Genomic DNA, 24563 nt, shown 5'->3' with positions numbered 1-24563 from the left:
CTCCGTGATGGGAAATCGATTTCTGAGATGTCTACCACCGATGTTTGCGGTTGAGAAGGCCTCAGGCAGACTGGACCCCGCACACAACTTGAGACTGCGGGAGATTCGATGAGTTCAGGTAAAGCCCAGATCGGCGTCACCGGCCTCGCGGTGATGGGTCGCAACCTCGCCCGGAACCTCGCACGCAACGGGTTCCGCGTCGCCCTGCACAACCGTTCCCAGGCCCGCACCGACGCACTGGTTGCGGAGTTCGGCTCCGAGGGCGAGTTCGTCCCCTCGACAGATCTGGCGGGCTTCGTCGAGTCGCTGGAGCAGCCGCGCAAGGTGATCATCATGGTCAAGGCCGGCGCCCCGACCGACGCGGTCATCGACGAACTGGTGCCGCTGCTCGCCGAGGGCGACATCGTCGTCGACGCGGGGAACGCGCACTTCGCCGACACCCGGCGCCGCGAGGCCGCGCTGCGCGACAAGGGTCTGCACTTCGTCGGCAGCGGCGTGTCCGGCGGCGAGGAGGGCGCGCTGAACGGCCCGAGCATCATGCCCGGCGGCTCCCCCGAGTCGTACGCGGCGCTGGAGCCGATGCTGACCAAGATCTCCGCGCACGTGAACGGCGAGCCGTGCTGCGTGCACGTCGGCCCGGACGGCGCCGGCCACTTCGTGAAGATGCTGCACAACGGCATCGAGTACGCCGACATGCAGCTGATCGCAGAGGCCTACGACCTGCTCCGGCACGCGCTCGGCCTGTCCCCGGCGGAGCTCGCGGAGGTGTTCCGGGACTGGAACACCGGCGACCTCGAGTCGTTCCTGATCGAGATCACCGCCGAGGTCCTCAGCCAGACCGATCCGACCACGGGCGGCGCGTTCGTCGACATCGTCCTCGACCAGGCCGAGCAGAAGGGCACCGGCCGCTGGACCGTGCAGTCCGCGCTCGACCTGGGCATCCCGGTCAGCGGTATGGCCGAGGCGGTGTTCGCGCGGTCGCTGTCCGGTGACGTCGTACGGCGGGAGGCCGCGGCCGGCGTACTGCCCGGGCCCGGGGACGTGAAGGCGGACGTCGACCGGGACGCGTTCATCGACGACGTACGGCACGCGCTGTACTCGTCGAAGCTGGTCGCGTACGCGCAGGGCTTCGACGCGATCCGGGCAGCCAGCGACGAGTACGGCTGGAACATCGACCTCGGCGCGATGGCGACGATCTGGCGCGGCGGCTGCATCATCCGCGCGCGGTTCCTGGACCGCATCAAGGAGGCGTACGACCGCAACCCGGAGCTGCCGTCACTGCTGGTCGACGACTACTTCCGCGATGCGGTCGCGAGCGGCCAGGACGCGTGGCGCCGAGTGGTGGCCACCGCGGCAACCATCGGCGTACCGGCTCCGGGGTTCTCCGCGGCCCTGTCGTACTACGACGGTCTGCGCGCCGAGCGGCTGCCGGCTGCCCTGATCCAGGGTCTCCGCGACCTGTTCGGCGCCCACACCTACAAGCGCGTGGACCGCGAGGGCAGCTTCCACCTCGAGTGGTCCGGCGACCGCTCCGAGACGACCGCGTAGACAGCCGCTGCGGCAACACACAGGACGCCCGCCGCTCCGACGCCGGCCACATTGAACCCGTGGACGACGTCGGAGCGTGCGGCGACCGTTCCGGCGACTGCGCTGTTGGCAGTGACCAGGATCCAGCCGGTACCTAGACCGATGTCCTGTGACATCACACTTCCTGCGCAGGCTGGTTGGCGTGTTAATCGAACATGTGTTCTAATGGTCGTCCCGCGTCAGTTCCCGAAGGAGATCGCCGCAACGATGACTGTAGACACTCTGGCAGTTGAGACGCCGTCCGACCTCGCCGACACTCCCGACCCGGTCAACCTGTCGACGGCCGCCCCCGAATCCACCACGCCGGCACCGGCCGAGCCGGCCGCGTCCGCTGAGGCCGTGAAGCCGAAGAAGGCGCCGGCGAAGAAGGCCGCGAGCAAGAAGACGAAGACCATCGAGCTGACGCTGACCGTCACCGGGACGGCGGACGGTGAGTGGCGCGCCGAGCTGAAGCAGGGCACGACGTACCTGGCGCGCGACCTGGCCGTCGCCGCGGCCGCGGTGTCGCGGGCGGCCAAGGAGCTGCACGAGGACCTGTCGACCCCGATCGACGAGGTCATCGAGGAGGCCCGCTCCCAGCAGGCCGCCAAGGTCGCCGCCCTCGAGGCCGAACTGGAAGCAGCCCGCAAGGCCCTCGCCGACCTCGACTGAGCACCCGCCTGATCCCGACAACAGGCTCCCGTGGTCGGTCACCTTCCCTGATCAGCCACGGGCAGGGTCCTGTCTGGTGATCCAGCGCCGTAGCGAGGAGGTGCTCGGTGCGGTGCATCGGCGTGCGGGGGCGAAGGTCTCGATGCGGAGCATCGTGGCCTTTGCACCCGTGCGGCGAGGTGCCGTGCCGAGTGCCCCGCAGTAGGCGATGGATCACCAGACAGGACCCTCATTCAGAACCCGTCCGCAACTGTGTGAGGTGGTTGCGGGCGGGTTCTGGAATTACTGAAGCTGTACCCGTTGCCCACTGCAACAACTGGGACGACATGGCGGCGGCGCGCGCGAGAACCGGGGGTGCACCCGCGTGGTGGATGCGTTGAACAGGTTATTTGCTGTCCAGCCACACGAGTTCCTGTGCACCGGGCCTGTGGAGAACGGGATGTGACTCAAACGGCACGCCGGAGTGGTGGGCGGGGGCGGTGGGTTGGCCTTACCGTGGGTGACCTGGGCCGGGTCGGTGGGCCTTGGTCTGGTCGAGGGGTTTGGCCGCTCCGGGGTGAGAAGGGGTCAGATGAGCACTTTCCAGGACTTGGGTTCGCTGCTGCTGGTGCGCGGCGCCGACGAGATCGATCATGCGGGCGGCAGCCTGTACGTCCACCTGCATCGCGTGGCCAAGCGCCTCAGCTCGCTCGGCGCGCCCGACGACCTGGTGCTGGCCGGCCTCGCCCACGCGGCGTACGGGACCGACGGCTTCCCGACCCACCTCTTCGACTGGCAGACCGAGCGCCCGGTCCTGGAGTCGGTGATCGGCACCGAGGCCGAGCTGATCGTCTACCGGTACGGCGCCTGCGACCGGGAGACCACCTGGCGCGACCTCGCCGAGCACCGCACCGTGACGGACCGCTTCACCGGCACGTCCGAGGAGCTCGGCACCGAGGACCTCCGCGACTTCGTCGACCTGACCATCGTGAACGAGCTCGACGTCCTCGACCACGACACCAAGCGAGCGCTCAAGCTGCGCCCGTTCCTCCAGGAACAGATCCCGCGCTGGCAGTCCCTCGCCTCCCCCGCGGTCCTCACCGAGTCCCAGCGCATCCTCCAGCTGTGAAGGCGGGCCTGCGAAACTAGGGGCTGTGAAACGGTTCCTGTGGCGGGGGTTCTTGGGACTTCTCGGGCTCTGGCTGGTCGTCACCGCGGCATCTCTCGGCTACAACCTCGTCACCAGCGGGACCGCCGCACCGCCACCCGGCCTCAAGTACGTGCAGGCCGGCGACGTCAACACCCGCTACGACACCTGGGGTACGTCGGGAACACCGGTCGTACTCGTGCACGGGTCAGTGGAGTCTGTCGACACGTGGTCACGGCTGGTACCGCTGCTCGCTACCAACCATCGCGTGTACGCGTACGACATCACCGGCTACGGGTACTCCGAGCGCAAGGCGCCGTACACGGTCGAGCATCTCGCGGCGCAACTGCTCGGGTTCCTGGACGCGATGCACCTCGGTGGGCCGGGTGAGCCGCGGCCGATCCTGGTCGGGCATTCGCTCGGCGCCGGAATCGCGGCCGAGGCGACGCTGGAGGCGCCGGAGCGGATCGGCGGGATCATGTTCCTCGACGGCGACGGGCTGCCGTTGCCGGGTGGGCAGGCCGGGCCGCCGCGGTGGCTGATCGTCCCGCCGTACCGGACGTCGCTGTTCCGGCTGGTGCTCGATCAGGGCTGGCTGCTGAAGAAGATCTACCGCGATGTCTGCTCCCCCGACTGCCCGGAGATGGTGGTCGACGATTGGACCCGTCCGTTCCGGCAGCCTGGCGCCGAGAAGGCGGTCTGGCAGATGACCGCGCACGGCATCCCCGCGGTCGCGCCCGAGCGGCTCGCGAAGCTGAGCGCTCTGAAGATTCCCAAAGCGGTCGTTTTCGGCGCCGACGACATGAACGGCGGCAACCCGGCCGAGACCGCGACCCGCATCGGCGCCCCCGCGCCGACGCTGATCCCGAACGCGAACCACCTCACCCCGATCTCCAACCCCACTGAGGTGGCAGCCGCCGTCAACGCACTTCGCTGACCGCAGATATCTGGTACTCACGGGACACTTGGGGCGGCCGTGCGCTGGTCCGTTCCTGGGTCGGTCCGAACAATCCGCCCGGCCCGGGCACCGCCGGCGATCGCGAGCCGCGGCGGCCGAAGCCGGGGCCGCCGCACCTGCAGGCCTACCTCAAGGAGTGAAGACCTCGAACCGCGCGCCGTACTTCGTGCCCAGCAGCGCACCGGCCGGGCGCGAGGTGCCTTCGAGGAACTCCTGCGGGTCGAAGTGTGGCCAGTTCAGGCCGTCGATGTAGGCCTTGTGCGCCTTCAGCGACTGCACTCCGATCTCGAACGTGTCGGTGGTATCCACCCCGTGCCGGGAGTCGGGTGATCCGGCTGCCCACACCTGCCGTACGCCGTCCCACTTGTCGCCGGCGTCAGGAAAGATCCACCGGTTCGCGGCGTCCCGGACCGCGTCGAGCGTGGCGCGACCGGTGTTGATGTGGTCGGACTGGTTCAGGGCGACGTCGCCGTCCCAGGTGTCGCGGAAGTTGTTCGTGATGACGATCTCCGGCTGGTGCCGGCGGATCGCGGCGGCGATCACGCGGCGGAGCGCGACCCCGTACTCGATGGTGCCGTCGGGCTGGCCGAGGAACTCGACCGCGGAGACGCCGACGATCCGGGACGACTCGATCTGCTCGGCCTCGCGCAGCGGGCCGCACTCGGCCGGGTCGACGCCGTCGATCCCCGCCTCGCCGGAGGTCAGCAGGCAGTACACGATCTGCTTGCCCTGTCCGGTCCAGCGCGCGATCGCGGCCGCCGTACCGAATTCCAGGTCGTCCGGGTGCGCGACCACGGCCAGCGCCTTCTGCCAGTCCTCGACGACCGGTTCGAGAGTGCTCATCCCCGCAGGCTAGTGCCCGAAGACCTGCTGGGTGTAGACGTTATCGAACGTCCGCTGCGGATCCAGCCGGTCGCGGACCGCGAGGAAGTCGTCGAAGTGCGGGTACCGGCCGCGCAGGTCGTCCGCGGTGAGCGTGTGCAGCTTGCCCCAGTGCGGCCGCCCGTCGTAGTCGGCGACGATGTTCTCGAAGGCCCGGAAGTACGGGTCGTGCGGCAGCCGGTGGTACTGGTGGATCGCGACGTACGCCGTCGCGCGCCCGGACGCCGTGGACAGCCAGATGTCGTCCGGCGCGGCGACCCGGACCTCGATCGGGAACGGGATCCGCGACCCCGACGCGTCGATCCACTCCCGCAGCCGGCGGATCACGTCGACGACGTGCTCCCGCGGTACGGCGTACTCCGACTCGCGGAAGATCACGTTGCGCTCGGAACAGAACACCTTGGACGACGCGTCGACGTACTCCCGGGCCGACAGCGCACGCGAGGCGAGCTGGTTGATCCGTGGCACCATCCCCGGCCGCCGGACCGCGAGGCGGTTGGTCAGCTCGAAGACCTTGTTGGACAGCAGCTCGTCGTCGATCCAGCCGCGGACCCGGCCGACCGGCGAGGCGCCGACCCCGGGCCCGACCCGGTTGTTCCGCTTGGTGAGGGCGATGTCGGTGTGCGGGAACCAGTAGAACTCGAAGTGGTCGTTGCCGTCCGCAAGTTCGTCGAACCCGTCCAGGACCTCGCCGAGCGGCAGCGGCATCTCCTGCGCGCGCAGCAGGAACGCCGGCACGCACTGCAGCGTGAGCGAGCTGATCACGCCTAGCGCGCCGACCGAGACCCGGGCCGCGGCGAAGACGTCCGGGTTCTCTTCCGCGGAGCAGTGCAGCACCGAGCCGTCCGCGGTGACCAGGTCGAGCGCGACGACCTGCGTGGCCAGGCCGCCGAGCCGCGCGCCCGTCCCGTGCGTGCCGGTCGAGATCGCGCCGGAGACCGTCTGCTTGTCGATGTCGCCGAGGTTGGCCATCGCGAGGTCGAACGCGGCCAGCCCCGCGTTCAGCTTCCGCAGCCCGGTGCCCGCGCCGACCGTGACCCGGCCGGACTCCTTGTCGGCGTTGACGATCGAGGACAGGCCGTCCAGCCGGATCATCACCTGTCGCGGCACCGAGCAGCCCGTGAACGAGTGGCCGGAACCGACCGCTTTGAGCTTCTTGCCCTGCTCGGCGGCGGATTTCACCGCGGCCGCGAGCTCGTCGGCCGAGCCTGGTCGCAGTGTCTCGATCCCGGTCGCCGATTCGGTACCGGCCCAGTTCCGCCAGGTGCTCATCCGAAGTTCTTCCCTTCGCCGCGGTAGGTGACGAGTTCGCTCACGTCCTCACCGTCAACGGCGTGCAGGACATCGAACCGCTCCAGCATCTCGCCTGCCTTGGCGTACCGCATCCACACTCTGTCGCCGATTCGTAGCCGATCGGCCGATTGTCCCTGGACCGGAGTCTGCACCTCGCCGGCGCCTTCGGTGCCCAGCAGCTTCAGTCCGGACGGTGCGGCGGGCAGCGGCAGCCGGGACTTCTTCGCCGGTCCCGACGCGACGTACCCACCGCCGAAGAGCGTGGCGATCCGTGGCGCGGGCCGGCGTACGACGTCCAGCGCGTAGGTCATCGCATGCTCGGGCTGGAACACGTCGTACTTGTCGAAGAGGGTCGGGCCGTAGAGACCGGAGCCGGCGGTGACCTCGGTGACGACCGGGTCGGCGCTGCTGATCTCCAGGCTGCCGGTCCCGCCGCTGTTGACGATCCGGAGCGGTGCGACCTGCTTGACCGCGTCGACCACAGCGCCGCGCCGGTCGGCGAGCTCGGCGGCCGAACGGCGCTTGACCCAGCGGACGGCCGGTGACGTGTCGGGGAGGCCGGCGATCTGGGCCTCGTAGAACATCACGCCGGTCAGCTCGAACGCGTCGTCTGCGGCGACCTTACGGGCCAGCGCCGCCACGTCGGACGGGGTCCGCAGCGGCGACCGCCGGACGCCGAGGTGCTGGCCGAAGATCCGCAGCGAGGCGTCGACGTCGAGGCAGATCTGGATCCGGGCCGTACCGGTCGCGGCGGCCTTGACGTACCCGAGGTGCTCGGGCGAGTCGATCATCAGCGTGATCCGGGACGCCGCGTCAGGGTCCTCGGACAGTTCGCGGAGCGCGGTCCGGTGGGTCGTCGGGTAGCCGAGCAGGATGTCGTCGACACCGTTGCGGGCCAGCCAGAGCGCTTCGGGGAGCGCATAGCTCATCACGCCGTGGAACCCGGGCCGCTCGAGCGCGGCCGTGATCAGCGCGCGGCAGCGGACCGACTTCGAGGCGATCCGGATCGGCGTCCCGGCGGCGCGCCGGACCAGGTCGTCGGCGTTCCGCCGGAACGCGGCGAGGTCGATCACCGCGTACGGCGCGTCCAGCCGCGCGGTCAAGCGGGCATACCGGTCGAAGTCACCCATAACCGGAGTGTAGGACACGAAATACTGAAAGGTAATACAACTTCTGGTGCGACTTTGTCAGGACTCCAGGGAGTCTCACGGGCGCGACCGAGGTACGCCCCGGGCGAATCTGAGGGCTCACCTCCCAGAAAGGTCCTGTGATGAACCTCAGCCGCCGCACCCTCCTTCGCACCACCGGAGCCGCCGCATTGGCCGCTCCGCTGCTGACCGGAGGCGCGGCCGCCTCTCCGAAGCTCCCGTTCGGACCGGTGCGGCAGATCAACGCGGGCGTCCTCAACGTCGGGTACGTCGAGCTCGGGCCGGCGCACGGCACCCCGGTACTACTGCTGCACGGCTTCCCGTACGACATCCACAGCTACGAGCAGGTCGCCCCACTGCTCGCCCGCCGCGGCTACCGCGTCGTGGTGCCCTACTTTCGCGGCCACGGCAGTACGACGTTCCGCTCGGCCGCCACGCCTCGCAACGTCGACCAGGCCGCGTTCGCGCTCGACACGCTCGCCCTGATGGACGCACTAGGGATCCAGCGCGCCGTACTGGCCGGTTACGACTGGGGCTCGCGCACCGCGGACATCATCGCCGCGCTCTGGCCGGAGCGGGTGAAGGCACTCGTCTCGGTCACGGGGTACCTGATCACCAACCTGGAATTCAACAAGAAGCCGCTGCCCCCCGCGGCCGAGAACGCCTGGTGGTACCAGTACTACTTCGCCACCGAGCGCGGCGCGCAGGGCCTGCACCAGTACAAGCGGGAGATCGGTGAGTTCATCTGGAAGTTCAACTCGCCGACCTGGAACTACAGCGCCGCGACGTACGCCCGGACCGCGGCCGCCTTCGACAACCCGGACTACGAAGCCATCGTGATCGGCAACTACCGGTGGCGGCAGAGCCTGATCCCGGCCGAGCCGGAGTACGCCGAACTGGAGAGCCGGCTGCAGAAGACGCCGAAGATCGCCGCGCCGACGATCACCATCGACGGCCGTGACGACCCGTTCACACCGGCCGGGAACGGGTCGTCGTACCGCGATCACTTCATCGGCGCATACGAGCACCGCGTCTTCGCTGTCGGGCACAACGTTCCCCAGGAAGCACCACGCGACTTCGCACGGGCGGTGGTGGATGCGGACCGCCTCTAACCCATGCCTGCTTCCAGCGCTGGGACGACGGTCCGAGCCCAGTCGGCCTGCTGCTCCGGCTTGGTGGAAGTCGTAGCCAGGAGCGCGACCGTCGCGCCCTTCACCACGGACACGTCCACGTAGGACTCTGCTCCGGCATACGCACGTACTGCAGTGGCAGCTGCTGTCTCGGCCCAGAGTTGTTTGACGCTGAGGTCGCCGCCTGAGCCACACGCTTTCATGCGAGCTTGGTAGCCGGCGTAGTACGCCGCTGCCTGGGTGGAGTTGCTGAAGCGGAGCAGGAGCGCGGTGGCGGGTAGGGCTTCGGCCGTGCGGTAGCTGCCGGTCAGGGCGTACGCCGGTACTGGCAACGAGCCGTTGACTGGCCGGCCGGCGCAGCCGGAGGGCAGTGCTTCGTACGAGGCCTGGTGTGGGTCGCGGCGGCGGGTCCAGGTGTTGTTGCCGATGAAACCCGCCTCTGCACCACCTGGGTCCGCGTAGGTCTTCCAGCCGGTGCCGAGCTTGTCGGGTGCCGGGAGGTTGCCTGCGGTGAGCGGACCGGCGTTGGCCGGAGGTGGCGCGGTCGCCTGCTCGGGCACCACGGGTGGGACGGCGGCGTCCGTCGGGTTACTGCTGGGCAGCGTGGTCGGCGGGACCGGCACGGTGCCGCTGACCGTGGTGGGGATCACCGGGCTAGGGCTGGGTGCTGGGCTCGACGCGGGTTGTTCCGCGGCTGAGTTCGAGCTGCAGCCGACTAGGACGACTGACAACGCGCTGGCGACCGCGAGGGCTTTCACTTCGGCTGGAAGTGCTGGTAGTCGGGTTTGGCCCAGCCGGCGCCCCAGAAGTACCCCTGACCGATCAGTGCCTTCGTAGCGACGCTGCTCGAGAAGAGCATGCCCGGACGCACCAGGGACCGGTTGCGGTACGCCAGCCCGTTCGACGGGTACCAGACCCCGTTGGCGGCCAGGTACGGGTTCTCGACGGTGTTGATGTCGATCGCCCAGCCGTACGAGTGCGGCGACAACGAGTACGGATCACCCGTGACGCGGCGGCAGTTGAACGCGGACGTGTTGTCGGCCGCCATCGACTTGATGTCGCTGCCGCCGAACACGTCCACCCGGCGCATCTGCCGGATCGGGAACTTCGACGCGAACGTCGAGGTCCACACGGTGATCATCTTCGCCACCGCGGCGTCCCGCAGGATCAGCTCGCCGCGGTGCACACGGCCGTCGAAACCCCAGTAGTTCAGCTGCAGCAGCCGCAGCGACGACGGCTTCACGGGGCATCCGGCGCGGTACGTGTTCGGCACCATCGCGGCGGAGACGGCGTACACCTTGGGGTTCAGTGCCGCCTTGATGACGATGGTCGCGAGGCCGGAGTACTCCATCGCGGACTGGGCGACGTACCGCGTGACGACCCGGACGGTCCGGGTCTTCGGCAGGTCGTCGGGGACGCGGATCCGGAAGTTGCCTGCTGCATCCATCGTGCCGATGTTCAGCAGTCGCCAGACGCCGCTGCCGAGGTACTCCTGCAGCGCGAGTTCCTTACCCGGCTCGGCCGGGACCATCCGCCCGGTGACCGAGACGCCGGTCAGGGTCGCGTACCAGGACGCGGGGGTGTTGACCAGGATCTTCCGGTCCTGGATCGGCACGCTCCGGTAGTCCGAGATCGCGAGCGCCGTCTCCGCCTTGACCCCGATCATCGTGCGGAACGCCCAGGTACCCGTGGCCGCCGACACGTAGCTGAACCTGTACACGCCGCCGGTCGTGGTCCGGGTCGAGGCGCGCAGCACCCACGCACCGGGGACGCGCTGCCACAGCGTGATGTACGAGCCAGTGATCGGCTGGCTGATCTTGCCGGTGAAGACGGTCGGCTTGTCCTCCCAGGACGCGGCCGGCTGATCCAGCGTGATCGACCACGCCGCCGCCGCTTTCGGTGTAGGCGTAGGAGTTGGCGTAGGAGTTGGCGTTTCAGCCGGGGTTGGCGTTGGAGTTGGTGTCTCTGCAGGAGTCACCGATGGCGTGACGCTCGGCGAAGGACTCTCGTCCGCGTGGGCCACACCTACGGACCCGACACTCAGCAGAACTGCGACCGCTACCCCCACGAAGCGCCTCATCCGCCTCACCCTCCCCTGGACAACACCTACCCATATAAGAGGCAGTCACAGAGGAAGACGTCACACGTAGGCGAGAAGTTCTTTCACTCCTGCAGTCTCTTTACCGCGGCATCAATGCGCTCGTCGGTCCCGGTGAGCGCGACCCGCACGTGCCGGTCACCCGCGGTCCCGTAGAACGCACCGGGTGCAACCAAGATCCCCCGGTCGGCCAGTGCGCCGACAGATCCGTAAGCGTCGTACGACGGGTGCGAGGCCCACAAGTAGAGCCCGCCGTTGGACAGGGTGATCTCCCAGCCCGCATCGGTCAGGGCGTCGCGCAGTACCGCACGGCGCCGCAGGTAGCGAGCACGCTGCTCCTCGACGTGAGTGTCATCGGCGAACGCGGCAGCCATCGCGGCCTGGATCGGTGACGGCACCATCAGCCCGGCGTGCTTGCGTACGGCGAGCAGCTCGGCCACGACGGTCGGGTCACCGGCGACGAAGCCACCGCGGTACCCGGCCAGGTTGGAACGCTTGGACAGGGAGTGCACCGCCAGCAGGTTGTCGAAGCTCCCCCCGGACACGTCCGGATGCAGCACCGACACCGGCTTCTCGTCCCAGCCGAACTCGGTGTAGCACTCGTCGCTGACCAGCAGTACGTCGTTCGCCCGCGCCCACTCGACCGCACGCCGCAGGTCGGCCGGAGGGGTGATCTCGCCGGACGGGTTGCGCGGAGAGTTCAGGTACGCGACCCGGACCGGCCCGTCGTACGCCGTCGGGTCAGCGACCGGGACACTGGTCGCCCGGGCGAGCGCCGCGCCGGCCTCGTACGTCGGGTACGCCAGATCCGGGATGAGCACCGTGTCACCGGCCCCGATGCCGAGCAGCGTCGGGAGCATCATGATCAGCTCCTTGGTGCCGATCACGGGCAGTACGCCGCTCTGCGGGTCCACACCGGTCACGCCGAGCCGGCGCGCCATCCAGTCCACAGCCGCCTGCCGCGCGGCCGACGTACCGAGCGTTGTCGGGTACGCAGGGGCGTCCGCCGCATCGGCCAGCGCCTGCTTCACCAGCGCCGGCACCGGGTCGACAGGACTACCCACCGAGAGGTCCACGATCCCGTCGGGATGCGCAGCCGCCTTCTGCTTGTAGGGGGCGAGCTTGTCCCACGGGAAGTCTGGCAACCGGCTCGAGGTCTCGAAGATCACCCGCCCATTCTCCCCCACCCGCTCGGCAGCTGAGATTGCCTGTCCACTATCACTACGATCAGCGTTGACAGGGGGCGGACAGGGGGTGACCGGATGACGTACGACGTGGCAGTGGTGGGGGCCGGTGCGATGGGGTCGGCTGCTGCGCGGGCGCTGGCCGCGGCCGGGCGGGAGGTCGTCGTACTGGAGCAGTTCACGCTCGGGCACGAGCTGGGCGGGTCGCACGGCGCGACGCGGCTGTTCCGGCCGGCCGCGGACGACGCCGAGCTGGCTGAGCTGACCGAGCGGGCCCGTCCGTTGTGGCGGGAGCTGGAGGCGGAGTCGGGCGAGACACTGCTCGAGGAGACCGGTGGGATCGACCACGGGATGGGCGACGCGTCGGTCGAGGTCTTCCGGTCGTTGCACGGGGCAACCGGGTCGGTGCTCCCGGCGGAGGAGGCCGCGGAGCGGTGGCCCGGGTTCCGGTTCGAGACCCCTGTGCTGTACCAGCCGGGGTCAGGTCGTCTGTACGCCGATCGGACCGTTCACGCGCTACAGGTCGTGGCTGGTCGCTTGGGCGCCGAGTTCCGCGTGCAGTCACCAGTACGGGCTCTGCGTACGTACGACGGTTTGGTCGAGCTCGACGTACCAGGTGGGGCGGTGCGGGCGCGGCACGTCGTACTGACGACTGGGCCTTGGACACCAAGGCTGGTTGACGGGCTGGTGCCGTTACCGCCGTTCAGAGTGACGCAGGAGCAGCCACGGTTCTTCGCGCCGCGGTCGGACGAGCTGGAGTGGCCCAGCTTCGTGCACCACGGCCCTACCAGCTACGGCCTCTTTGAGCCGGGCTCCGGGGTCAAGGTCGGCCTGCATGCGACAGGACCGGAGGTCGACCCGGACACACGCGACTTCCAGCCCGAGCCGGAGCTGGACGCGACCCTGCTGCGGTACGTCGAGCAGTGGTACCCAGGGCTGGACCCCAGCAGGTCCACCGCGATCAGCTGTCTCTACGACAACACGCCGACATCCGACTTCGTCATCGACCGCGCCGGACCGGTCACAGTGGCGGCCGGGTTCTCCGGGCAGGGCTTCAAGTTCGTACCGCTGGTCGGCGGGCTCGTCCGTGACCTGGTGACCGGCGGTCGCGGCGCGCCGGCCAGGTTCAGATTTCAGAGGTAGAGGCCGGTCTGGCCGTCCTCCAGGCGGCCCGCGGCCACCGCGTGCAGGTCGCGCTCGCGCAGCAGGATGTAGTCGTCGCCGCGCACCTCCACCTCGGCCCGGTCCTCCGGGTCGAACAGCACCCGGTCGTCGACCTCGACCGTCCGCACGTTCGCGCCGATCGCGACCACCTTCGCCCAGGACAGCCGGCGGCCCATCTGCGCGGTGGCGGGAATCAGGATGCCCGCCGACGACTTCCGCTCGCCCTCCTGCTCGAGGGAGACCAGGACGCGGTCGTGCAGCATCCGGATCGGGAGCTTGTCGTCGGACAGCCGCTTGCGTGACGTCACCGGCGACCCACCAGGCGGCGGATCACCAGCAGGACGCCGACCACACCGACGACGGCACCGGCGACCGCGACGATCTTCTGGGTCCGCAGCTGACCCTGCTCGTCGAAGACCTGGGACTTGGCCTGCTCGACCTGCCGCAGGGCGACGTTCTTCGGGTTCGCCCGGTCGACCAGCTCGTCCACGGTCGAGGCCAGGCGCGCCCGGGTGGCGGCGATGTCCGCCTCGATCTGCTCGGCGGTCCGAGCCTTGGTGTCCGACACGTGTCGGCGCTCCTTCCATCGGCGGGGCTGCCCCGGTCTGCCCTTCTTCAGTCACCATCCTCGCAGGTCATCCCCGCAAGTCCACGACCACCTTGATGTCTTCCGGTTCCCGCACCAATGCGTCCGGCCACTCCGACAGCGGCACGGCCCGGGTGATCAGCCGCTCCAGCCAGGTCCGGTCCGCGGCCAGCAGCACCTCCACGGCGTCCGCGTAGTGCCGCTTCCCGGCGTTCACCGTCCCGACCAGCGCGGCGTTGCGAACCACCAACTGCCGGACCAGTGCGTCCAGCTGCACGTCTACGGTCGCCGGCCCGGGGCGGATCCCGGCCAGACACATGACACCAGCAGGCGGCAGCAGCGAGGCACAGTCAAACACCAGCTGCCCAATGCCCGTTGCCTCGATCACGACATCCGGTACGACGTCCAGCTGTCCCAGATCGGTGAGGTAGGTCCCGCCAAGCGCCCGGACCAGCTCCGGCTTCGGCCCGTCCTCAACCCGGTCCAGCACGTGTACGTCGTACCCGCGCTGCCGGGCGATCAGTGCGGCCAGCAAACCGATCGGTCCGGCGCCCGTCACCAGCACGTGCTGTGGGGCGAACCACGATCGCGCTCCGACCTGGTCCACCTGCTCCCACGCCTTCGTGAGGATGCTGGCCGGCTCCACGAGCACACCCATCTCTCCCAGCTCAGCAGGCACAGGTACGGCGAAATACGGGTCGACCCGCCAGCGCTCAGCGCCGTACCCGTCCATCTCCTTGATGCCGCGCTCGGTGTACCGCCCGTTGCGGCAGAAGTCCCACTCGCCGCGCGCACAGGCCGGACAGGGCACCGGGTCGGGTCGGCGTACCACTCCGGCGACCAGGTCTCCGGTGGTGAACCCGGAGCCGGGCGGAGCCTCCAGAACGCGTCCGAGCGACTCGTGTCCGATGACGAGGTGGTCGGCGCCAGGGCGGCCGCTGCCGAACGCTCCGGAGACCAGGTCCAGATCCGTCCCGCAGATGCCCGTCAGCAGGCCCTCCACCAGGATCGAACCGTCGGCGACGGGAGGTTCGGGGACGTCGCCCACTGCCGCCGAGTCGGACTTGCCCGGCGTGACTGTCATGGCCCGCATCGGGTCAGGCTAACCGGGTCATGTCGACGGTCACCTCGATGGCCGTCGCCGCGTCACCGGAGTAGATGCCCTTCAGAGGAGACACGTCCGCGTAGTCCCGTCCGATCGCCACCCACACGTGCCGGTGCCCGATCGAGATGTCGTTGGTCGGGTCGAAGCCCCACCACTCGCCCGTCCACGCCTCGACCCACGCATGGCTCTCGCCGACGACCTTCTCGCCCACTGCCGCGTCCGGCTTGGTGTGCAGGTAGCCCGACACGTAGCGGCTCGGGACACCGACCGCGCGCAGCATGGCCAGGGTCAGGTGTGCGTAGTCCTGGCACACCCCCTCACCGGCCTGCCAGGCGTCGACAGCCGACGAGTGCACGCCAGTGGTGCCGCGCTGGTACTTCAGCGTGTCGTGGACCCACTTGGACACCGCCAGCACTGTCTCCTCCGGCGAGCGGCCCTTCCGCAACGAGCGGGCGACCGCGGACAGCTCCCGGTGCTTCGGCACGTAGGCGGTCCACTCGAGGAACTCGGCGTACGTGTCCAGGACCTCAGGTGCCTTGAGCTGCACCCAGGTGACCTCAGCGGACGGCTGCTTCTGGTCGCTCGTCTCGACGACAGAGGCTGCGATCACCTTCAGCTCGGTGTGTGGGGTGTGCAGGTCGAAGGAGTTGACCTCGGTGCCCCAGTAGTCCGTGTACTTGTAGGCACGTGCCACGGGAACCGTCTCCAACCGCGCCACCATGAGGTTCTGCCGGTCGTCATGACGTGGCGTCAGCCTGGCCTCGTTGTAGGACTGCGTGACAGCCGTCGCATACCTGTAGCCCGTCGTGTGCACGACACGGAGACGCCAGTTCACAGGTTCACCTCCGTGTTGTTCCACTCGATCCACGGCACCGCGTGGAAGTACTGCCGGGACACCGCCTCGCCGACGTCGCGGACCGTCCCCTGCAGCGCCTGCAGTCTGCCGGTCAGGTTGTCCAGCAGCTCCGCCGGCTGGAGGAACTCCAGATCGCTGCGCGCCTTCCCCAGCAGCCGAGACGCTTCCGCACCCGTACCGATCCGCGCCGATGGCCCACGGTCGAGATCTTCCAGACAGGACTCCGCCTGCTGCAGCGCATGGAACACCGACCGCGGGAACAACCGGTCCAGCAGCAAGAACTGCACCACGCGGGACGCGTCGAGCGCACCGCGGTACGTCCGCAGGTACGTGTCGTGCGCACCCGCGGAACGCAGTACCGTCACCCAGCCAGGCGACGTAGGCCGGTCGCCCACACGAGACATCAGCAACCGGACAAGCATGTCCACTCGCTCCACCGACCGCCCCAGCACCAGGAACCGCCAGCCGTCGTCGCGGCTCATCGTGGAGTCGGCCAGCCCGGCGAACATCGCGGCCCGGTCCTCCACGAACGTGAAGAACTCGTGCGGCCCCACCCGGCGCGCAGCACGCTGCCGCTCGGGTACGGCGTTCCACATCGCGTTGATGCACTGCCACAGCTCACTCGACACCACCTCACGCGCGACCCGGGTGTTCTCCCGCGCGCTGGCGATCGAGGACACGATCGACCCGGTCTCCGGGGACATCGCGACCAGCTCGGTCAGACCCCACACGTCCAGTTCGCTGCCGTCGGGCGGAGTGATGCCGAGGACCGAGAGCAGCCGGCGGCTGGCCGTGTCGGCGTCGACGGTGGCGTCCTCGAGCAGTTGGTGCACCGAGACATCGAGGATCCGCGCGGTGTCGTCCGCGCGTTCGACGTACCGGCCGATCCAGTACAGCGACTCGGCGTTGCGTGCGAGCATCGTCAGCACCTCCCCATCACTGTTGCTGCTGCTGTTGGGCGACGTTCAGCTCAGGACCTTGCTCCGGCGTACTGTCCGACTTCAGAGCAGGCGTCCCCAGTCCGGGTCCACGCAGCTCCGCGTCCTCACCGGACGCTCTGGGCGCCAGCACCCACGTGTCCTTGGACCCGCCGCCCTGTGACGAGTTGACGATCAGACTGCCTTCGGGAATCGCCACCCTGGTCAGTCCACCTGGCAGAACGAACACGTCCTCGCCGTCGTTGACCGCGAACGGTCGCAGGTCGACGTGTCGCGGCTGGAGCCGTTCGCCCACCTTCGTCGGGACGGTGGACAGCTGTACGACGGGTTGCGCGATCCAGCCGCGTGGGTTGGCTCTGATGCGCCGGCGTTGCGCCTGGAGCTCCTTGGGCGACGCATCGGGTCCGAACACGATGCCGTACCCACCAGAACCCTCCACTGGCTTCGTGACCAGCTCGTCCAGACGGTCCAGTACTTCCGCCTGCTCTGCGGGCAGCCAGCACCGGTACGTGTCGACGTTCGGCAGCAGCGGCGTCTCACCGAGGTAGTACTTGAGGATCTCCGGCAGGTACGTGTAGATCAGCTTGTCGTCGCCGACACCGTTGCCGATGGCATTGGCGATCACCACGTTCCCAGCGCGCGCCGCGTTCACCAGACCGGCCACACCGAGCACGGAGTCCGGGACGAACTGCACAGGGTCCAGGAACTCGTCATCGATCCGCCGGTAGATCACGTCGACCCGCTGCTCGCCTTCGGTCGTCCGCAGGTAGATGACGTTGTTGCGGGCCAGCAGGTCCCGGCCCTCGACCAGCTCCACCCCCATCTGGCGCGCCAGCAGCGAGTGCTCGAAGTACGCCGAGTTGTAGACGCCTGGTGTCAGTACGACGACGTTCGGATCGGTCACGCCGGGAGCCGCGGCCCGCAGCGAGCGGAGCAGGTGGACGGCGTAGTCACCGACCGCGCGGACCCGGTGCTTGGCGAACAGGTCCGGGAACACCCGCGCCATCGTCCGGCGGTTCTCCATCACGTACGAAACCCCGGACGGGCTCCGCAGGTTGTCCTCGAGAACCCGGAAGTCGCCCTGCTCGTCACGCACAACGTCGATGCCTGCCACATGGATACGGACACCGTTCGGCGGTGCGATACCAGCTGCCTGCCGGTGGAAGTGCTCACAGGAGGTGATCAGCCGACGCGGCAGTACGCCGTCCGCAACGATCTGCTGCTCGCCATAGATGTCGGCCAGGAACGCCTCCAGGGCCCGCACCCGCTGTACGACACCACGCTCCAGCCGCGACCACTCCGACGCCGTGATCACCCGCGGCACCAGATCCAGCGGGAACGGCCGCTCCTCCCCCGACAGGCTGAACGTGATCCCCTGGTCGACCAGCGCCCGGTCGAGCGCCTCCGACCGGGTGGTCAGATCCGCCGGCCGCAACGGCACCAGCGAATCGTGCAGCCGCTTGTACGCCGTACGCACACCGTCGACCGGATCGAACATCTCGTCGTACGCCCCGGCATGCGGGCGACGCGGGTCCAGGTAGCCGTCGAACAACGGGCGGGAGGATTGGGAGCTCATCCACGTCCTCGCTTCGCTCCGGGCGCGGATGAGGCACGTAGGGCGCTGTGTTGTCCGATGAACTCGCTTCGCTCGCTCATTTGCAGATCTTCACCCACGCAGCCCGCACTCGCACCCCGAAAGGGCCGAGTTCTTCCGCACGTAACATTGCGCCCAGTAGACCTACCCGTGGAGGACCTGATGTCCGATCGTCTGTCCGTTGGCGACACCGCACCCGATTTCACCCTGCCCGATGCCGACGGCAACGAGGTGGCGCTGGCGGACCTCCGCGGAAAGAACGTGATCGTCTACTTCTACCCGGCCGCGATGACCCCGGGCTGTACCAAGCAGGCCTGCGACTTCCGCGACTCCCTCGACTCACTCCAGGCCGCCGGGTACGCCGTACTCGGGATCTCCCCCGACAAGCCGGCCAAGCTGGCGAAGTTCCGGGAGCGCGACGGCGTGACGTTCCCGCTGCTCAGCGACCCGGACAAAGAGGTGCTGCAGGCGTACGGCGCGTTCGGCGAGAAGACCATGTACGGGAAGAAGGTGACCGGCGTGATCCGCTCCACGTTCGTCGTCGACCCGGACGGGAAGGTCGCGGTCGCGCAGTACAACGTGAAGGCGACCGGCCACGTCGCGAAGCTGCGCCGCGACCTGGGCCTGTGAACCGAGGTTGTGAAAAGGCACCCCCGCCACAGGCGTTTCCGGAGGGAAACCTTCGACCGTTTCATGACCCCGGTCCATGGAACGGTCGTTTGAAGCAAACTACCGCTGTGATTTGGGTCACACCAACATCTCAGCGGACCGCAGCGGAGTCGGCACTCTCGGTGAGTTTTTAAGCGTTCCTGTGAAAGAGCCGTACTCCGGGGACGGTTCCGGTTCAGCGACGGGTGTGTCACGACCATTGGCGGACTTCGCCGGGACGTGCGGAAACCGGGTAATCTGCGCGCGCAGTCTGCCTCTGGGAGGGAGGGACCTGCCGCGATGGGAAAACATTCCTCTGCGGTGACGCGAAGTAACACCAACCGTCGCTCGGTGTACATCACCGCGGTCGGACTACTGGTGCTGTCGTTGGGCGCCGTCTTCGTAGTCCGGTCCTTCGGGTCCGAGGCAGGCGCCGACGGGTTCCTCGGCGGCGGCAAGGCCTGCGCCGACCCGACACAGGTCCAGCTGGCCACGACGCCCGAGATGCAGGCCCCACTCGAAGCCGCGGCCAAGTCGCTGGCGGCCAAGGGCGGCAAGGACGGCACGCCGTGCGTGCAGGTCACCATCACCGCGGCGCCGTCGGCACAGATCGCGCGGGACGTCGCGCGCGGCAGCGACAACCGGCCCGACCTGTGGGTTCCGGACTCGTCGCTGTGGGTCGCCCAGGCCGACGACGGCCAGAGCGTCCCGAGCATCGCCGTCGCCTCCATCGCGACGACGCCGATGGTCATCGTCAGCCGGCGCGAGAACTTCGCCGACACCTCGTCTTGGCTCCGCATCATGGCCGCCAACGACCCGGCCCTGCTCGACCCGCTGAGCACCTCGCCCGGCGCGCTCACGTTGCTGGCGGTGCAGAGCGAGCGGCAGAAGACCTCGGCGTCCGACGGTCAGGTCTCGCAGTTGGTCGTCCCGCTGGCCCAGAAGCTCGGGTCGATGGCCAGGCCGTACACGGACGTCAACGCGCTGTTCGGCCGCGCGGACCAGGACGGCAGCAAGATCGTCGTACCGGCGACCGAGCAGAGCTTCGTGAAGTACCAGGAGGCGCACCCCGAGGCCCAGCTCCGGGCGATCCAGCCGGACACCGGGACGCTCTCCCTGGACTACCCGATCGTGGTCACGGCGAAGTCCGACACCGACGCGGTGAACGACGCCGCCCAGGCGCTGGCCACCGAACTGCTGACCGACGGCGCCACGCAGGCCCGTGACCAGGCAGGCTTCCGGGACACCACGATGAGCCCGCTCGGCGGCGGTCGGGGCGTCGGCGACGTGAACCAGCTGCCCAAGCCGACCAGTGAGGCGATCGACACCACCCTGCAGAACTGGACCCGGCTGTCGCTGTCCACGCACTCGCTGGCGGTCATCGACATCTCCGGCTCGATGGCGGAGAAGGTCGGCACCAAGACCCGGATGCAGCTCACGATCGAGGCGGCCGTCGGCGGTCTCAGCCTGTTCCCGGACAGCGCGGAACTCGGCCTGTGGACGTTCTCTACGACCATCGGCCAGGACAAGGCCGACTACAAGCCGCTGGTGCCGATCGCGCCGCTGTCCAAGCGGCAGCGCGGCAAGATCGTCGACCAGCTGAAGATCCAGCACCCGATCCCGAACGGCGGCACCGGCCTGTACGACACCGCGATCGCCGCGGTCCGGCAGGTCCGGCAGGAGTACAAGTCGAACGCGGTCAACACGGTCCTGCTCTTCACCGACGGCAAGAACGACGATCCCGGCAGCCCGACCCTCGCCCAGGCCGTCCAGGCGCTCAAGGCCCAGCAGGACCCGTCCCGCCCGGTCCGCATCATCGCCCTGGGCATGGGCCCCGAAGCGAACGCCGACGAGCTCAGCGCCCTCGCCGGAGCCACCGGCGGCGCGGCGTACGTGGCCCGCAACCCCGGCGACCTGAAGAACGTCTTCATCGACGCCCTCCAGAGCCGCTGACCCCACCGAAGGCCGACGCCTCCCCTAGGATGTCTACCCAGGGGAGGCACCAGCCCTCCTCAGCCAGAGTGGTGGAACGGCAGACACACCGGCTTTAGGTGCCGGCGCCTTCGGGTGTGCGGGTTCAACTCCCGTCTCTGGCACAGACTGTTGGACCTCCGGGTTGCAGGCCGTCGCGCGTTAGATGCGGACGGTGCCTGTGGTGCCGTTGAGGGTGGTTGGGGTGTTGGTGGGGATTTGGGTTGTGGCTGCGGGGACGGCAAGCACTGCGGGGATGCCTTGTTCTCGGGCGACTATGGCGGCGTGGGAGAGGATGCCGCCTTGTTCTGTGATTACGCCGGCTGCGATGGACAGGAGTGGGGTCCAGGCTGGGTCGGTGTGGGGGCAGATGAGAATGTCGCCGGGGCGGACCTGGGGGAAGTCGGCTGGGCCGCGGACGACTTTGGCGGGGCCGGTTGCGGTGCCATGGCTGCCGGGGATGCCGGTCAGCAGTCGGTTGCTGCCTCGGTCGCCTGTCAGGGGCGCGGGGGGTGGTTGGGCTGTGATGGGGCGGGACTGGAGGAGCCACGGGGTGTCGGCGGTCAGGGACCATTCGATGTCCTGAGGGCGGCCCAGGAGCCTGGTGACTGATTGGGCTAGCGCTGCTAGTTGTGCGGCGGTGGTGTCGGTGAGGGTCGGCGTACGGCGTTGGGGGGTGGGGACCTGGCGGATGGTCAGTGACAAGCCTCGGCGGTCCAAGGACGTGAGTTTGTCGGCGATCGTGCGGGTGACCGTGCCGCCTGCGGTGACCTGGTAGCGGTCGGGGGTCACGCGACCTTCGACGATGCTTGGGCCCAGACCCCAGGAAGACTCGATCAGCGTGGAGCCGTTGGTGTCGGTGAACATTACGCCGGAGACGTCCGCGTCCACGTGGCGCTGGATGATCACGGCCATCGCCGGGGGCTCGGAGCCGTCGCGGTAGGCCGTTGCGCGCGGGGACCACACGGACGCCCAGCAGGCGTGTACGGCGTCAACTACGGCAGCGATCCCTTGTACGCCGAGGAAGCTGTCGTGCTGCCCCGCCGCCGAGGCCAGTGCGGTGTCCTCGTTCGCGGCCGACGATCGGACCGCGACCGGAGGATCCCCCACGCTCGCAAGCCACCGCGAGATCCCGTCGACAGGTAGCTCAGCACCAGCGGCATCGGACGGGATGACGACGCCTTCGGGGACTGGGAGGCCGGCTTGGAGGAGGGTGGCGAGGGTGGCTGCTTTGGGGCTGCAGCGGTCGGGGGTGGCGTCGGCCAGCGGCACCAGCATGCAGAGGCTCCCATCAACGAAACGTTGACAACGGAATGTTGACAACGTTCTGTTGATAATCCACTGTAGGCGGATGCGAAGCAAGCAGGACGCAGACCAGGAACAGGCCGAACGCCAGCGCGAAGCCCGGGAGCAACTGCTCGACTTGGGCGCGAAGGACCTCCCGGCTCGACCGTGGCGACCAGCGCCGATCCCCTTGTCCGCGGTGGATTTCACGCAGTTCGCGGCCTGGCGGGCCGCCGACCTGAGCAACGACGACCTGCTAGCGGCGCTAGCGCTGTTGCCGGCGGCCCGGGCGGAGGTCGACGAGGTCGAGGCCGGCCTGCTGTTCATGGCCAGGAGTGCGGGGCTGACCTGGGCGGAGATGGCGGACGCGATGGGGTTCAGCTCGCCGCAGGCCTGTCAGCAGCGGTTCAACCGGCTGACCGCACGGCAGGATTCATGAGGCTCCTGGTGCTGCACGCGGTCCGGCTGCTCGGGTTCGCGGACACGCCAGCGATCGCACGACGTTTCGAGCTCCAGGACGTCGAGGACGAGCTGAAGGATGCCGAGGCGCGCGGGTGGGCGACGTACAGCAGCTTCGCGGGTACGTCGGGCTGGTCGCTCACCGAAGCAGGTCGCACGGAGAACGAGCGCCTGCTCAAGGCCGAGCTGACCGACCCCGAACCCATCCGCCAGGTGTACGACGAGTTCCTGCCGCTGAACGGCATGCTCCAGCAGGCCTGCACCGACTGGCAACTGCGGCCAAAGAACGGAGATCCGTTGGCGGCAAATGATCACACCGACGCAGCCTGGGATGCCGGGGTGCTGCACGAGCTCAAGGTGATCGACGGAGCACTCGGCAGCATCGTGCGGCGGTTGAGAGAGGTGCTGCCGCGGTTCAGCGGCTACGACAAGCGCTTCTCACAGGCGTTGGCACGAGCGAACGCGGGTGACGTCGCCTGGGTCGATCGCAGCGACGTCGACTCCTGCCACCGCGTCTGGTTCGAGCTCCACGAGGACCTCCTCGCCACCCTCAACCTCCACCGCGGCGACTAACCCTTGTGCGCGGCGTGATTGGGGAGAGCCGGAAATCCGGCTCTTATGACGGATGAGTGGGCCGCCGATCGGTCGTGTCGTCCCGCGGGCCGTGGCTCGCGCCGGCCTCTGCGAGGGTGCCGATTCCGCCGCCTCCTCCACGCGACGTCCGAGTGGGCGCCGCTCCCGGCTTCGCGTCCACCGCGACGTCTGAGTGGTTGGGCACGCGTGGCGTCGAGCAAGACTGAGCTGACTGGGGAGGATTTGAGACAGGAACTTGTGGCTGCGGACAGGAACTGGTGACAGGCGACAGGCAATAACCTGTTCAAGCGCCCGCGAGCCCGGACCCCACCCCCACGCACCACTCACCGCCCACACAGCGAACCCCGGTCGGCCCCGCGGGGTGGGGCAGGGCGGCTGGTGCGGCGGATTCTGTGCAGGCCGACAGTACGTATACGTCCACTGTCCGGCGATTCGGCCTGCCGCCCGGTGCGGGGTGGCGGGTAGTAGACGTATACGTACTGTCGAGCTGCCGCTTCCCAGTCGACGGCTACCCGTGAGCGCGGTCAGCCGGTTGCCGGGGGAACCGACACCTTCCGGGTACTGGGAACAGGCAATAGCAGGTGCAAGCCCACCAGAACCTGTCACACCGCCCCCGCAGTTCACCCACACAGGAGACAGGAGAGCCGTTCCTTTCCAGATCGGGCAGGTGACTCTCCCCAGATCAACGTGCACCCTCGTGCGAGGGCGGCATGATCTAGTTGCCGATGGCATCCAAGTAGGCCGCACCGCGTGGCGTCAGCCGGTACCCGACCTCGAGGCTGTAGGTGAGCCCCAGGTTCTTCAGCTTCCGTACGTCGAGTTTGAACGGCGCCGTCTCGCGCCCGACGGACGCGGCCAGGTCCGCCGCCCGGGTGGCCGGCGTGGAGGCGATCAACCGCAGCGTCTCCAGAGTCCAGGGACCGTGGTTGCTGAGCTCGTCGAACCGCTCCAGTCGCTCCCGGAGGTCGGCCACATCAGCCGCCGACAGCGACGACTGCGCGGCCAGTTCCTCCCGGGGATCCGGGCCCTCGACCAGATGGAAGCGGATCAGGAACGTCGGCAACGTGTCGTCGCCGCGCAGCCTGCGCCGCACGTCCTTCGCGTTCTGGCGGTCGGCGAGCGCCACGTCCGGGTCGTTGTCGGCGATCAGCTCCGGGTTCACCTCGCGGATGCTGTCGATCTCGATCCGGCCCGCGTTCGTCCGGTAGATCCGCCCCTCGACCACCCGCGGCTCGGCCCACCGCCGGTACGCGACAGTGATCTGCCCGCTCGCCACGCCGTCCTTGTCCGATCCAGCGAACAACATC

24 protein-coding genes and 1 tRNA gene are annotated in these 24563 nt (G+C 68.7%); 11 read left to right on the top strand and 14 right to left on the bottom strand.

Translation table 11 applies throughout. The features are described 5' to 3' along the window. Positions 1-108 precede the first annotated feature (108 nt). The 4 genes from gndA (at position 109) to E0H50_RS28220 (ending at position 4301) form a co-directional block, all read left to right on the top strand. Positions 109-1548, top strand: coding sequence for an NADP-dependent phosphogluconate dehydrogenase (gndA, locus tag E0H50_RS28235; protein ID WP_131293560.1), 1440 nt, complete (start codon positions 109-111; stop codon positions 1546-1548). Positions 1549-1794: 246 nt separating this feature from the next. Beyond that, complete coding sequence (locus tag E0H50_RS28230; RefSeq protein ID WP_131293559.1) at positions 1795-2238, top strand: DUF6319 family protein; 444 nt, start codon at positions 1795-1797, stop codon at positions 2236-2238. A 571-nt stretch (positions 2239-2809) separates the two neighbouring features. Next, a complete protein-coding gene (locus E0H50_RS28225) occupies positions 2810-3346 on the top strand; it encodes a DUF6817 domain-containing protein (RefSeq protein WP_131293558.1) in 537 nt (178 codons plus the stop codon). A 25-nt stretch (positions 3347-3371) separates the two neighbouring features. Then, positions 3372-4301 (top strand): alpha/beta fold hydrolase, encoded by a 930-nt coding sequence (locus tag E0H50_RS28220; RefSeq protein ID WP_131293557.1) that lies wholly within the window; start codon positions 3372-3374, stop codon positions 4299-4301. 150 nt (positions 4302-4451) lie between these two features. On the opposite strand, the gene E0H50_RS28215 is transcribed toward E0H50_RS28220, so the two are convergent. The 3 genes from E0H50_RS28215 to E0H50_RS28205 are packed head-to-tail and all read right to left on the bottom strand — an operon-like array spanning position 4452 to position 7627. Further along, the gene (locus tag E0H50_RS28215; protein ID WP_131293556.1) at positions 4452-5165 is read right to left on the bottom strand and encodes a PIG-L deacetylase family protein; all 714 of its coding nucleotides are present in this window, start codon (positions 5163-5165) and stop codon (positions 4452-4454) included. Between the two features lie 9 nt (positions 5166-5174). Continuing rightward, positions 5175-6476 (bottom strand): D-arabinono-1,4-lactone oxidase, encoded by a 1302-nt coding sequence (locus E0H50_RS28210; RefSeq protein ID WP_131293555.1) that lies wholly within the window; start codon positions 6474-6476, stop codon positions 5175-5177. Then, entirely contained in the window at positions 6473-7627 is a 1155-nt protein-coding gene (locus E0H50_RS28205; RefSeq protein WP_131293554.1) for an amino acid deaminase/aldolase, read from the bottom strand. The genes E0H50_RS28210 and E0H50_RS28205 overlap by 4 nt, the downstream gene beginning before the upstream one ends. 140 nt (positions 7628-7767) lie before the next feature. Here E0H50_RS28205 and E0H50_RS28200 point away from each other — a divergent pair, with 140 nt between their 5' ends. Then, a complete protein-coding gene (locus tag E0H50_RS28200; RefSeq protein WP_131293553.1) occupies positions 7768-8757 on the top strand; it encodes an alpha/beta fold hydrolase in 990 nt (329 codons plus the stop codon). On the opposite strand, the gene E0H50_RS28195 is transcribed toward E0H50_RS28200, so the two are convergent. From E0H50_RS28195 to dapC, 3 genes are all read right to left on the bottom strand, one after another. Beyond that, entirely contained in the window at positions 8754-9425 is a 672-nt protein-coding gene (locus E0H50_RS28195) for a hypothetical protein (RefSeq protein WP_131293552.1), read from the bottom strand. The genes E0H50_RS28200 and E0H50_RS28195 overlap by 4 nt on opposite strands. 104 nt (positions 9426-9529) lie before the next feature. Next, the gene (locus E0H50_RS28190; protein ID WP_131293551.1) at positions 9530-10855 is read right to left on the bottom strand and encodes a M15 family metallopeptidase; all 1326 of its coding nucleotides are present in this window, start codon (positions 10853-10855) and stop codon (positions 9530-9532) included. 83 nt (positions 10856-10938) lie between these two features. After that, positions 10939-12039 carry a succinyldiaminopimelate transaminase gene (dapC, locus tag E0H50_RS28185; protein WP_202868373.1) on the bottom strand — a complete coding sequence of 367 codons (1101 nt, stop codon included), beginning with the start codon at positions 12037-12039 and terminating at the stop codon, positions 10939-10941. 96 nt (positions 12040-12135) lie between these two features. On the opposite strand from dapC, the gene E0H50_RS28180 reads away from it, so the two are divergent. Next, on the top strand, positions 12136-13200 hold the full coding sequence (locus tag E0H50_RS28180; RefSeq protein ID WP_131293549.1) for an FAD-dependent oxidoreductase: 1065 nt from the start codon (positions 12136-12138) through the stop codon (positions 13198-13200). Here the strand turns inward: E0H50_RS28180 and E0H50_RS28175 are convergent. The 6 genes from E0H50_RS28175 to E0H50_RS28150 form a co-directional block, all read right to left on the bottom strand. Further along, positions 13191-13529: a GroES family chaperonin gene (locus tag E0H50_RS28175; protein WP_130381884.1), complete on the bottom strand. Its 339-nt coding sequence runs from the start codon at positions 13527-13529 to the stop codon at positions 13191-13193. The two genes, E0H50_RS28180 and E0H50_RS28175, sit on opposite strands and share 10 nt — an antisense overlap. After that, on the bottom strand, positions 13526-13789 hold the full coding sequence (locus tag E0H50_RS28170) for a DUF3618 domain-containing protein (RefSeq protein WP_130381886.1): 264 nt from the start codon (positions 13787-13789) through the stop codon (positions 13526-13528). The genes E0H50_RS28175 and E0H50_RS28170 overlap by 4 nt, the downstream gene beginning before the upstream one ends. A 67-nt stretch (positions 13790-13856) precedes the next feature. Continuing rightward, entirely contained in the window at positions 13857-14900 is a 1044-nt protein-coding gene (locus E0H50_RS28165; protein ID WP_131293548.1) for a glucose 1-dehydrogenase, read from the bottom strand. A 4-nt stretch (positions 14901-14904) separates the two neighbouring features. Beyond that, entirely contained in the window at positions 14905-15747 is an 843-nt protein-coding gene (locus E0H50_RS28160) for a transglutaminase family protein (RefSeq protein ID WP_131293547.1), read from the bottom strand. Then, entirely contained in the window at positions 15744-16688 is a 945-nt protein-coding gene (locus E0H50_RS28155; protein WP_131293546.1) for an alpha-E domain-containing protein, read from the bottom strand. The genes E0H50_RS28160 and E0H50_RS28155 overlap by 4 nt, the downstream gene beginning before the upstream one ends. Positions 16689-16704: 16 nt before the next feature. Next, complete coding sequence (locus E0H50_RS28150; protein WP_131293545.1) at positions 16705-18282, bottom strand: circularly permuted type 2 ATP-grasp protein; 1578 nt, start codon at positions 18280-18282, stop codon at positions 16705-16707. Positions 18283-18462: 180 nt separating this feature from the next. On the opposite strand from E0H50_RS28150, the gene bcp reads away from it, so the two are divergent. From bcp to E0H50_RS28135, 3 genes are all read left to right on the top strand, one after another. After that, positions 18463-18930: a thioredoxin-dependent thiol peroxidase gene (gene bcp, locus E0H50_RS28145; protein ID WP_131293544.1), complete on the top strand. Its 468-nt coding sequence runs from the start codon at positions 18463-18465 to the stop codon at positions 18928-18930. Positions 18931-19269: 339 nt separating this feature from the next. Next, the gene (locus tag E0H50_RS28140; protein WP_238151288.1) at positions 19270-20901 is read left to right on the top strand and encodes a substrate-binding and VWA domain-containing protein; all 1632 of its coding nucleotides are present in this window, start codon (positions 19270-19272) and stop codon (positions 20899-20901) included. A 62-nt stretch (positions 20902-20963) separates the two neighbouring features. After that, a tRNA-Leu gene (locus E0H50_RS28135) sits at positions 20964-21044 on the top strand. Between the two features lie 37 nt (positions 21045-21081). Here the strand turns inward: E0H50_RS28135 and E0H50_RS28130 are convergent. Beyond that, positions 21082-22197 carry a PEP/pyruvate-binding domain-containing protein gene (locus tag E0H50_RS28130; RefSeq protein ID WP_131293542.1) on the bottom strand — a complete coding sequence of 372 codons (1116 nt, stop codon included), beginning with the start codon at positions 22195-22197 and terminating at the stop codon, positions 21082-21084. Between the two features lie 73 nt (positions 22198-22270). Between E0H50_RS28130 and E0H50_RS28125 the strand changes: the two genes are divergently transcribed. Together E0H50_RS28125 and E0H50_RS28120 are read left to right on the top strand one after the other, a co-directional pair. Beyond that, on the top strand, positions 22271-22642 hold the full coding sequence (locus tag E0H50_RS28125; protein WP_131293541.1) for a DNA-binding protein: 372 nt from the start codon (positions 22271-22273) through the stop codon (positions 22640-22642). Then, entirely contained in the window at positions 22639-23235 is a 597-nt protein-coding gene (locus E0H50_RS28120; protein WP_131293540.1) for a transcriptional regulator, read from the top strand. Before E0H50_RS28125 ends, E0H50_RS28120 begins: the two co-directional genes overlap by 4 nt. A 736-nt stretch (positions 23236-23971) precedes the next feature. Here E0H50_RS28120 and E0H50_RS28115 read toward each other — a convergent pair. Next, on the bottom strand, positions 23972-24562 hold the full coding sequence (locus E0H50_RS28115; RefSeq protein WP_131293539.1) for a hypothetical protein: 591 nt from the start codon (positions 24560-24562) through the stop codon (positions 23972-23974). Position 24563 lies beyond the last annotated feature (1 nt).

Source organism: Kribbella sindirgiensis (genome assembly GCF_004331435.1).
Lineage (GTDB): Bacteria > Actinomycetota > Actinomycetes > Propionibacteriales > Kribbellaceae > Kribbella > Kribbella sindirgiensis.
The sequence above is the reverse complement of the archived record's forward strand: the minus strand, read 5'-3'. Positions and strand labels throughout refer to the sequence as shown.